Consider the following 9,654-nt stretch of genomic DNA (forward strand, 5'->3'; position numbering starts at 1 on the left):
CACCACCCGGTGGGGGCACACCGCACGCCGCGTGTGTGGGCTCAGGTGCGTGCCGGCGCCTCGCCGACGCCGACCGGCTGCTCGTCGGCGGGCGCTTCGCCGCCCGCGATGCGCACCGCGGGGATGAGCGCCGCCACGGCGGCGGACACCAGCGCGACACCGCAGCCGATCATCAAGCCGGTGCGGAATCCGTCCTCGGAGGCGAAGGTGAAGTCGCCCATGGTGGTGGTCATCTGGGCCAGGACGACACCGATCACGGCGGAGCCGATCGTGGTGCCCAGGGAACGCATCAGCGCGTTGAAGCCGTTGGCGGCAGCCGTCTCGGAGAGCGGTACGGAACCCATGATCAGGGCGGGCATGGCTCCGTAGGCGAGGGCGACACCACTGTTGATCACGATGCCGGCGACCATGATGCCCCAGGCCGTGCCCATGAGGGGCAGGGCGACCGCGTAGCCGGCCGCGATGACGACGGCACCGCAGACGAGCGCGAGCTTGGGGCCGCGCGCGTTGATCAGCTTTCCGCCGAGCGGCGAGATGAGCATCATCATGATGCCGCCGGGGGCGATCCACAGGCCGGCGGCCAGCATCGACTGGCCCAGGCCGTAGCCGGTGGCCTCGGGGAACTGCAGGAGCTGCGGCGCGATCAGCATGAAGGAGTACATGCCGACGCCAATGAGGATGGAGGCGACGTTGGTGAGCAGGACGCGCGGGCGGGCAGTGGTCCGCAAGTCGACCAGCGGGTCGCGGGTGCGCAGTTCGTAGAAGCCCCAGGCGAGCAGCGCCACGACGGCGACCGCGAACAGTCCGAGCGTGGTGCCCGAGGCCCAGCCCCAGTCGGCGCCCTTGGACATGGCAAGCAGCAGCGAGACGAGACCGATGGCGAGGCCGACGGCGCCGGGCGCGTCGAAGCGCTGGCCCTTGGCCGCCGCCGGAGCGTCCGGCACGATGATGAAGATCATCAAGCCGACGATCAGGGCGAGGACGGCCGACCCCCAGAACAGCACCCTCCAGTTCGCGTACTGGGCGACGGCTGCGGCTATCGGCAGGCCGATCGCGCCGCCGATGCCCATGGATGCGCTGACCAGCGCGATGGAGCCGCTGAGCTTCTCGGTGGGTACGACGTCCCGCAGCAGGGCGATGCCGAGCGGCACCATGCCCATTCCCATGCCCTGCAGCCCGCGTCCGACGATCATCGGCACGAGGGAGGAGGAGAGCGCGCAGACCACCGAGCCGATGATCAGCGGCACGACGCAGACGAGCATCATGCGGCGCTTGCCCACCAGGTCGCCGAGGCGACCGGAGACCGGCACGCACACGCCCGCGACCAGCAGGGTGACGGTCACCACCCACGCCGCGTTCGACGGCGACGTGTCCAGCATCTGCGGCAGCTCGGCGATCAGCGGCGTCACCAGGGTCTGCATGATCGCGGCGACGGTGCCGGCGAGCGCGAGGGTGGCGACGACGGCGCCCGCCCGGCTGCTCGGCTTGGAGGCATCCATGACGGGCTCCTCAATCTCTTCAACGTATGCAACGATGTGCAGCATACACACAGGAAGTATCGTGCACGTTACGTGCATGATGCACATGAGTGGAGAGGTGGGAGTCCCCCGCCGGCGGCGCAGCGGCCGCAACGCACCGCGATACCGTCGATCCGGGAGGACGCGCACATGGACAAGCCATCGCACCTGGTCGAGTTCGAGCACATGATTCTCGGGCGCCACCAGTTCGGCAGCGACAACCGCCGCAAGCAGGAAGACCGCCTGGAGCGAAGCACGTACATCATCCTCAGCCGGATCCGGGCACAGGGGCCGATGTCGATCGGGCAGCTCAGCGATGCCTTCCAGCTCGACGCCTCCACCCTCAACCGGCAGACGGCGGGCGCGGTCAAGGCCGGGCTCCTCAAGCGGATCCCCGACCCGGAGGGCGGCATGGCGCGCAAGTTCCAGCTGACCACCGAGGGCGAGCAGCGCCTTGATGTCGAGCGCGACGTGCAGATCAGCGGGCTCGACAAGGTCTTCGAAGACTGGTCGGCCGAGGACGTGGAGATCTTCGCCCACTACGTCCAGCGGTTCAACACCAGCATCGAACGGCTCAGCGGCCAGCCCTGGCCCCGGTCCTGACGCACCCGGCAGGAAGAAAGATCCCCGACTCCGGACGGACGGCACGAACCCATACCCTGATCACGGTCCGCACTATCGGGGAGAGACATGACAAGTAGGTTCACCGAACTGACCGTTGACTGCCACGACCCGGAAGGACTCGCGGCCTTCTGGTGCGAAGCCCTGGACTTCAAAGTGATCGACCGGAGCGAGGGCAAAGTCGAGATCGGCTCCTGGGTACCGACCGTCGAGGAGGTGCGCGCCCGCCAGATGCCGCCCACCGTGCAGTTCATACAGGTGCCCGAGGCCAGGACCGTGAAGAACCGGCTGCACCTCGACGTCAGCCCCATCGACGGCAGCACCGACGACGAGGTGAACCGCCTGCTCGGCCTCGGCGCCACCAGGGCGGATGTCGGTCAAGGCCCGGACGGCAACTGGGTGGTCATGGCAGACCCCGAGGGCAACGAGTTCTGCGTCCTGCGCACCCTGGCACCGTGACCGCGCGGCGCGCCGGCCCGGAGCCCGCCGCAGGGATCCGGAGTTCGGCTTGCCGGAGATCCGGGCTTCAGAGGTGGCCGGCGGGGGCGGGGTTGGCTGCCCTGCCCTCGGTGCTCAGAAGGACGACCACCGCGGTCGGGCCGAGCCCCAGTGCGGTGCGGCGTTCGCCGGCGCCGGGTCCGGTGAGCACGGCGCCCGCCCCGGCCGGCGCGGCGGCGCCGCAGGGGCCCGAGGAGATACCGAGTGCGGCCATCGTGGCGACCGCCCCGGCGCTGTCGGCATCGGTGACGGCGATCGCGGCATCCAGACCGTTCGTCAGGTAGGGCCAGGCGATGCTGGAGGGGGTTCCGCAGTTCAGCCCCGCCATGACGGTCTCGCCGGTGATCACGCTGGCGGGTTCCCCGACGCGAAGGCTTGCCAGGACGCACGCGGCTGCCTCCGGCTCCACCGCCAGCAACGCCGGCCCCTGCCCGGCCGGGCGGCTGCGGTAGTGGGTGACGACGGCCTGCGCCAGTGACCCCACCCCCACGGGGACGGCGACCAGGTCGGGGCCCTCATCGATGCCCGCGGCCGTCAGCTGCTCGTCGATCTCGACGCAGAGCGTGGAGTAGCCCTCGACGATCCAGCCCGGGATCTGCTCGTAGCCGGGCCAGGCGGTGTCCTGGACAAGGACCGCGTCCGGGGCCGCCGATGCCTCGGCGGCCAGGCGTACGGCCTCGTCGTACCTTCCGGTGACTTGGGTGACCTCGGCTCCCTCGGCGGAAATGGCTGCGGCAGCCTCGGGATGCACACCCTGCGGAAGGAAAACGCGGGCCCCCTGTCCCAGCAGACGCGCCGTGCGTGCCACGGCCCGGCCGTGATTTCCGTCAGTGGCGGTCACCAGCGTGACCTGAACCGGATGCGTGCCGCCCGCCGCCCGCTCGGCCAGCAGACGGTGCACGGCCCACGATGCGCCCAGGGCCTTGAACGCGGGCAGCCCCAATCGCGACGACTCGTCCTTGACGAAGACCCGCCCGACGCCCCATTGGGTTGCCAGCGACGGCAGTTCGGTCAGCGGAGTGGGGACGTACTCCGGCAGGGAAGCGTGGAATTCCCGCACCCCGGGGTCGGCGGGGGCACAGCGCCAGGTCCGGGACCGGGCGCCGGTCTGCGCGAACCACGTCAGGGCACGGGCGGGTGAAGGGGCCGGGGAGAGGTTCTCAGTCACGCCATGCAGCTTGCTCCGGCACCATCCCGTGGGTCCAGTGCCGCTGCTTCGCGAGAGGACCGCCTACCGCGAAGCAGAGCCGCCGACCACCAACTCGACATCCTCGCCGGTCGGCGTGAGCTCCCGGATCAGCCAGGAGCGCTCCTCGATGGAGGTGCCGGCGCCGGTGGTGTAGGCCGCGACCCTCAGCACGTTCCCCGCCGGGGCGTCAGTGCGCAGTTCTGCCTCTGTGAGTACGTCGTCGGCGAAGCGCAGTGCGAGTTCGACCGGCCGCGGGGTTGTCGCGAACGCCTCGGGGTCGGCCAGGCCCCGGATGCGGCAACGGGCTCCGGGGAACAGGTGGGTGTGAGCGCAGACGGCGAGGTAGGCGTCCTCTTCGACCGGTCCGGCGGTGGCCTGATCCACGAAGCAGCTCCGAGATACGCAGGGGCAACGGGCCCACCCAGCGTGTCTGACTCGGTGGGCACGAAGGCGCATCGCCTGGCCGGGCGGCGTCCGCCCTCACCCGGACGGGTCCTTGCGGGCTGCGCGGCCTCAGATCGTCGTGGGCTGCGGCTCGTCGGCGGGGAGCGGGAGCGCCACGATCCGGTGGGCCTCGGTGTCCTGCATGCCGAACATCCGCAGCACGTTGAGCACGGCCTGGTCGGTGACGTCCTCGACCGATGCCTGCGGGTCGCGGCCGCACAGGTGCATCGCCGCGATCAGGCACCCCGCCGTGCAGGCGAGGGCCACCCCGATGTCCTCCGTCACGAAACGGCCTGCGGTGATCGCCGCCTCGATGTCCCGGCGAGCGTGGGGGGCATGGCCATAGGGCGCGGAGAGCAGTGCTTCCCTGCCGCTCATCAGGACCCGGGCGATCCGGGGGCGGGTGCGGACCAGGCGTCCGGTCAGGCGCATCGACGTCGCGAAGACCTCGGCGGGGTCCTCGACATCCGCGAGCACGGTGTCCAGCCAGGCGGCATGCGACTCAAGTGCCTCGGCGATCGCCGCGTCGAGCAGTTCCGCCTTGGACGTGAAGTGGTTGTAGAACGATCCGAAGCCGACGTCGGCCGCCTCGGTGATCTGCTGGATGCTGACCTCGAGGTCGCCTCGCTCGGCATAGATCTCCTGCGCGGCCTCGATCAGCGCCATGCGTGTGCGCAATTTGCGCCGCTGCCCGCGCGATGGTGGCTCTGGAGACATAGCCGTGATCATATCCGGGGCGGTCGTCGGCTCACCCATCGGTTCACCGCGTGCCCGCTCCCCATGTGCCCCACGCGCCCGCTCCCCCTGCGCCTGACCCACCCCGCCGCCCGTGGCGGGCCCGGCACCCGCAGCGGCATGAAGTCGCTGCGGGTGCCGGCGGTGTCCGGGCTCACCCCAGCACGCCCGCCGGTCCGGCCGCACTGATCACGCGGTCGGGGTCGACCCTGGCCCAGCCCACCCCCGCGTCCCGGAGCCAGCGGGCCAGCAGTCGCTCGCCGTCGCTGCCTTCCGGGTCGACGGTGAGCCATGTCGACGGCAGTGCGTCGGGCACCGCTGCGAGGTCCGTGCCCGGGAGCGCGACGACCATGGTGCGGTTGCCCAGTATCCGGTCGACCAGCACGAGTTGACCGTCCGGGCCGGGCAGGCGGACCAGGGGAAGCAGCGTGCCGCGTACGGCGCGGGGCGTGCGCCGCCGGATCCGGGGACCCGGCGTGAGGGCCGGGGTGCGGCTGTCGAGCAGGGTCCGCCGCACGGTCCGGGAGTGTGCCAGTGCGGGCACGATCCGGCGGCGCGCGAGAGCGGCGAGGGGGCCGCCGCCCGTCATCACCTGGCCCATGGCCTTGGCCCGTTTGATCATTGCTGTCGCGTGCGGCTTGCGTTCGGCTTCGTAGGAGTCAAGGAGTGCGGGTCCGGCCCGTCCGTGCAGCACGGCCGCCACTTTCCACGCCAGGTTGTGGGCGTCGCGCAGGCCCGCGCACAGACCCTGGCCGATGAACGGCGGGGTGACGTGGGCGGCGTCCCCGGCCAGGAACACGGGTCCCGCGCGCCACCGTTGCGCGACGCGGGCACGGAAGGTGTACTCGGCGCACTTGAGCACGCTCAGGTGCTCGTCCGGGATCGTGCGGACCCAGGGTCCGATCAGATGGCGCAGCGCCGGGACACCGGCGAAGTCCGCGGCGCTCTCGCCGTCGAGGAGCTGGAATTCCCAGCGGTAGCGGTCGGGGCCGATGCGCATGTACGTCCCGGCCCGGCGGGTGTCGCACACCTGGTGTACGCCGTCCCACGCATCGAGGTCGCGGGTGCAGCGGACGTCGACGACGAGCCAGCGCTGGTCGAAGCCGAGGTCGTCGCAGCCGAGGCCCAGTTGGCGGCGGACGGTGCTGTTGGCGCCGTCGCAGCCGATCACACAGGACGCGTACAGATCGGTCTCGGTGCCGTCGGGGCGCTGCACGTGGGCGGTGACCGGTGGAGCGCCGTCGGTGTCCAGGCCCCGCAGTTCGTGGCCGTTGAGGACCTGCACGCCGGGGAAACCTGCGAGGTTGGTGCGCAGCAGGCGTTCGAGGTCGGGCTGGTCGAACATGTTGGCCTGCGGCAGACCCGTGTCCGTCATCCGCTCGCGCGTCAAAGTGGCCAGCTCGCGGTGGCGCCCGTCGACGAGCCGCAGCCCCGCGGAGGGGCGGGTGTGGGCGGCGAACTCCTCGCCGACGCCCAGCTGGTGGAGGATGCGGTAGACCTCGTCGTCGAGGTGGACCGCCCGCGGCAGCGGATAGACGTCGTGATGCCGCTCGACGACGGCGACGCGCAGCCCGTGCTGGCCCAGCAGGGTGGCTGTCGCCAGTCCGGTGGGACCGCCGCCGATCACGATCACGTCCCGGGCGTCGGCCGGGGGCGAGGAGGGAGCCGATGTCATCGTCGCGCTCCGTCCGCCTCGGTGCGGACGTGGACGACGACGTGGACGTGGACGTCGTAGCGGTGCAGGACGGCTGCGGCCTTGTCGGCATCGCCCTCACCGGTCAGTCGTACAACCAGGCGGCCTGCCTCGTGCGTGACGGAGACATCCACCGCGTCGATGCCGTGCTCGGCGAGCTCGTCCTTGAAGTGCCGGGCCGCGGCCGCCTCGCGCAGGGCGGGCTTGAACGGCTTGCCGATCTCGGTGAGCGGGATCGAGTCGAGCACGGTGATCCGTTTGGGGCGCGCCGCCGGTTCGCTGATGTGCTCCGCCGCCCAGGCCGTCAGGTCCTCGGCGGTGACGTCGGCGTCGGCGAGCACGACGAATGCCACGGGGACCTCGCCGGAGGAGCGGTCGGGCCGGCCGACGGCCGCGGCGGCGCTCACGGCGGGATGGCCGAGCAGGGCGTCCTCGATGACCGCGGGGTCGATGTTGTGGCCGCCGCGGATGATCAGGTCCTTCCGCCGGCCGCGCAGGTGGATCCGCTCCTCGCGTACGAAGCCCAGGTCGCCGGTGCGCAGCCGGCCGTCGACGAGGACGTCGCCGCCGGATACGTACCGGCGGTCGCCGTCGCGCCGCAGATACCCGGCGAACACGGTCGGCCCGCTGATCACCAGCTCGCCGGTCTCTCCCGCCGGAAGGGGCCGCACCCGGCCGCCTGCCTCGTCGATCACGGCGGCCTCCACCCGCTGGTAGGGCAGCCGCTGGCCGACCGAACCTGGGTGCACGTCGCCGGGGAGGGTCGCCGAGGAGGCGCACGTGCCTTCGGTCAGGCCGTAGCCCTCCAGGAGTTCGAGGCCCGTGGCCTCGGCGAACGCCCGCCGTACGCCGTCCGGCAGGGGCGCGGCACCGACCACCGGACGGGCCAGCGAACTGATGTCGGCGTCGATCGGCACGGCGGCGAGGAAGGCGTAGACGGTCGGCACCGCGGACATGGCGCGGGGCCGGTAGTGCTCGATCAGCCGCCAGAAGGACGCGTACAGCTTGGGGTCGCGGTAGCCGAGCGGGCTCGGCCAGATCGACCGGGCTCCCGTCACCATCGGCGCCAGGGCGGTCACCAGGAGGGCGTTGACGTGGAACAGCGGCAGGCCGGCGACGATGCTCTGTCCCGCGTCGGCGCCGCCCGCCAGGGCGATGCTCCAGGCCATCACCGCCTGGTTGCGGTGGGTGTGGGCGGCCACTTTGGGGGTGCCGGTGGTGCCGCCGGTGTGGAAGAACGCGGCGAGGTCATCGGGGGCGGGGGGTGCGGTGGGCAGGGCGGCGGGGGCGGGCGGGCCGTCGTGCAAGAGATCGTCGAGCCGTACGGTGCGCAGCCCCGGCCGGGTCTCCAGGGCCGGCGCCCTGCCGCGGTCGCGGTCTCGGTCGCGGTCGCGGTCGTCGGGTGACAGGGCGATGAGGGTCTGGATCCCGAGGTCCGCGGCGCCCTCCAGAAGCCGGTTCCACAGCGTCGCGTCGAGCTCGGGGCCCGCGGTGACCATGACGCGCGAGCCGGTCAGGCGGATGAGGTGGGCGAGGTGGCGCACGTCGAGCGCGGCGTTGACGGGTGCCGCGATACCGACGGCTTCGGCCGCCAGGGTGGTGGCAAGCAGGTCGCTGCAGTTGGGCGCCATCAGCGTGACCGCGTCCTGGCGTCCGACGCCGGCCGAGTGCAGGGCGTGGGCGAGCGCGTGCACACGATCGAGGAGCGCGCCGAAGGTGAGGATCACATGCTGCCCGATCGCGGCCGCGTCGGGGATCCACAGGCAGCAGGGGGCGTCGGGCCACCGCCGTGCGGCCCGCACGAGCAACTCGTAGGTGGTGAGCGCGAGATCACGGTCGGCAAGCGGCACGCGCTCGATGGCGTGCAGGTCCGCCACGGACGCCAGCGGCGGGAGGCCGGCCGCGCTCACCGGGCGGCCCTGCGCGCCGCTCCGCGCACGATGTTGGTCTGCTGGCCCAGGTCGATGCCCCGCAGCGGGTCGGTGATGGTCGCGGCGATCACGTCACCGTCCTTGAGGTAGTGGGGGTTGCCGGCCTGCCGTTTGAAGAAGGCTTTCCACTTCATCGCCGGCGGGAGCAGCGCGCCGATCTTCTCCAGTACCGGTCCGGGTGACTTCAGGGCGGTGCCGCCCGGTGTGCCGGTGAGCACCAGGTCCCCGGCGTCGAGTGTCTGGAAGCGGGCGAGCAGGGTCAGTGCACGAGCCGGCTTGACGATCATGTCAGCCACGGTGCTGTCCTGGCGGATCTCGCCGTTGACGCTCAAGGTCAGGCGCAGCCGTTCCAGGGCGGCGAGTTCGTCGCCGTCGACCAGGGTGATAAACGGGCCCACGGGGGTGAACGTCGGATAGGACTTCGACTCGTAGAACTGGGTGCGGGTCAGCTGGATGTCGCGGGCGCTGACGTCGTTGGTGACGACGAGGCCCGCGACGACATCGCGGAGGTCCTCCTCGCTGACCACGGTGCCGACATCGATCCGCCGCCCGATGACGAGGCCGAGTTCGATCTCGTAGTCGAGGAACCCGACGTGGTCGGGGCACCGGATGGCGTCGGTGGGTCCGCAGAGCGAACCGGAGGCCTTGCGGAAGAACGCCGGCGGCACCGTGTCGGGGTCGATGCCCGAATCCCGGGCGTGACTGCGGTAGTTGACCATCTGGGCGACGATCCGGGCCGGCGCGGTGACCGGGGACAGCAGGCCGGCGTCCTGGAGCCGGGGACCGTCGGGGTCGGGGGATCCGGCGGCCTTCTGTATCGCCGACCGGTCGGCGAGCAGCTCCGCGGTGGTGGTCGCGTCGGTGGTGATCCGGGTCAGCCGCCCATCGTGCTCGACCCACCAGCCGTCGTCGGTGCGTGCCACGTTCGTACTCATGCCGCCCTACCTTCTTGAGTGCGTCCCGTGAGTTCGCGACTCTGGGTCTGCGCGGGTGGGGCAGGGATGGTTTTCATGCTGGCTGCCCTCC

General features: G+C 71.5%; 9 protein-coding genes. 2 read left to right on the forward strand and 7 right to left on the reverse strand.

The features are described 5' to 3' along the window. Positions 1 to 41 precede the first annotated feature (41 nt). Positions 42 to 1,499 carry an MFS transporter gene (locus ACWFR3_RS45770; protein WP_453740657.1) on the reverse strand — a complete coding sequence of 486 codons (1,458 nt, stop codon included), beginning with the start codon at positions 1,497 to 1,499 and terminating at the stop codon, positions 42 to 44. Positions 1,500 to 1,667: 168 nt separating this feature from the next. Here ACWFR3_RS45770 and ACWFR3_RS45775 point away from each other — a divergent pair, with 168 nt between their 5' ends. Together ACWFR3_RS45775 and ACWFR3_RS45780 are read left to right on the forward strand one after the other, a co-directional pair. Next, the gene (locus ACWFR3_RS45775; RefSeq protein ID WP_453740658.1) at positions 1,668 to 2,120 is read left to right on the forward strand and encodes a MarR family winged helix-turn-helix transcriptional regulator; all 453 of its coding nucleotides are present in this window, start codon (positions 1,668 to 1,670) and stop codon (positions 2,118 to 2,120) included. A gap of 87 nt (positions 2,121 to 2,207) precedes the next feature. After that, the gene (locus ACWFR3_RS45780) at positions 2,208 to 2,597 is read left to right on the forward strand and encodes a VOC family protein (RefSeq protein ID WP_453740659.1); all 390 of its coding nucleotides are present in this window, start codon (positions 2,208 to 2,210) and stop codon (positions 2,595 to 2,597) included. Between the two features lie 67 nt (positions 2,598 to 2,664). On the opposite strand, the gene ACWFR3_RS45785 is transcribed toward ACWFR3_RS45780, so the two are convergent. From ACWFR3_RS45785 to ACWFR3_RS45810, 6 genes are all read right to left on the reverse strand, one after another. Further along, positions 2,665 to 3,804: a diaminopropionate ammonia-lyase gene (locus ACWFR3_RS45785; protein ID WP_453740660.1), complete on the reverse strand. Its 1,140-nt coding sequence runs from the start codon at positions 3,802 to 3,804 to the stop codon at positions 2,665 to 2,667. A 63-nt stretch (positions 3,805 to 3,867) separates the two neighbouring features. Further along, the gene (locus ACWFR3_RS45790) at positions 3,868 to 4,209 is read right to left on the reverse strand and encodes a hypothetical protein (protein ID WP_453740661.1); all 342 of its coding nucleotides are present in this window, start codon (positions 4,207 to 4,209) and stop codon (positions 3,868 to 3,870) included. 129 nt (positions 4,210 to 4,338) lie between these two features. Then, positions 4,339 to 4,986: a TetR/AcrR family transcriptional regulator gene (locus ACWFR3_RS45795; protein WP_453740662.1), complete on the reverse strand. Its 648-nt coding sequence runs from the start codon at positions 4,984 to 4,986 to the stop codon at positions 4,339 to 4,341. A gap of 172 nt (positions 4,987 to 5,158) precedes the next feature. Continuing rightward, positions 5,159 to 6,679: a bifunctional 3-(3-hydroxy-phenyl)propionate/3-hydroxycinnamic acid hydroxylase MhpA gene (mhpA, locus tag ACWFR3_RS45800; RefSeq protein WP_453740663.1), complete on the reverse strand. Its 1,521-nt coding sequence runs from the start codon at positions 6,677 to 6,679 to the stop codon at positions 5,159 to 5,161. Continuing rightward, complete coding sequence (locus ACWFR3_RS45805; RefSeq protein WP_453740664.1) at positions 6,676 to 8,607, reverse strand: acyl-CoA synthetase; 1,932 nt, start codon at positions 8,605 to 8,607, stop codon at positions 6,676 to 6,678. Before ACWFR3_RS45805 ends, mhpA begins: the two co-directional genes overlap by 4 nt. Continuing rightward, positions 8,604 to 9,563 carry a fumarylacetoacetate hydrolase family protein gene (locus tag ACWFR3_RS45810; protein WP_453740665.1) on the reverse strand — a complete coding sequence of 320 codons (960 nt, stop codon included), beginning with the start codon at positions 9,561 to 9,563 and terminating at the stop codon, positions 8,604 to 8,606. The genes ACWFR3_RS45805 and ACWFR3_RS45810 overlap by 4 nt, the downstream gene beginning before the upstream one ends. Positions 9,564 to 9,654 lie beyond the last annotated feature (91 nt).

The sequence above is a fragment of the Streptomyces sp. NPDC055189 genome (genome assembly GCF_053606765.1).

Bases quoted from the DNA above. Each gene is read 5' to 3' on its own strand.
- ACWFR3_RS45770 (WP_453740657.1), bottom strand. From the start codon at position 1,499: ATGGATGCCTCCAAGCCGAGCAGCCGGGCGGGCGCCGTCGTCGCCACC.
- ACWFR3_RS45775 (WP_453740658.1), top strand. From the start codon at position 1,668: ATGGACAAGCCATCGCACCTGGTCGAGTTCGAGCACATGATTCTCGGG.
- ACWFR3_RS45780 (WP_453740659.1), top strand. From the start codon at position 2,208: ATGACAAGTAGGTTCACCGAACTGACCGTTGACTGCCACGACCCGGAA.
- ACWFR3_RS45795 (WP_453740662.1), bottom strand. From the start codon at position 4,986: ATGTCTCCAGAGCCACCATCGCGCGGGCAGCGGCGCAAATTGCGCACA.
- mhpA (WP_453740663.1), bottom strand. From the start codon at position 6,679: ATGACATCGGCTCCCTCCTCGCCCCCGGCCGACGCCCGGGACGTGATC.
- ACWFR3_RS45810 (WP_453740665.1), bottom strand. From the start codon at position 9,563: ATGAGTACGAACGTGGCACGCACCGACGACGGCTGGTGGGTCGAGCAC.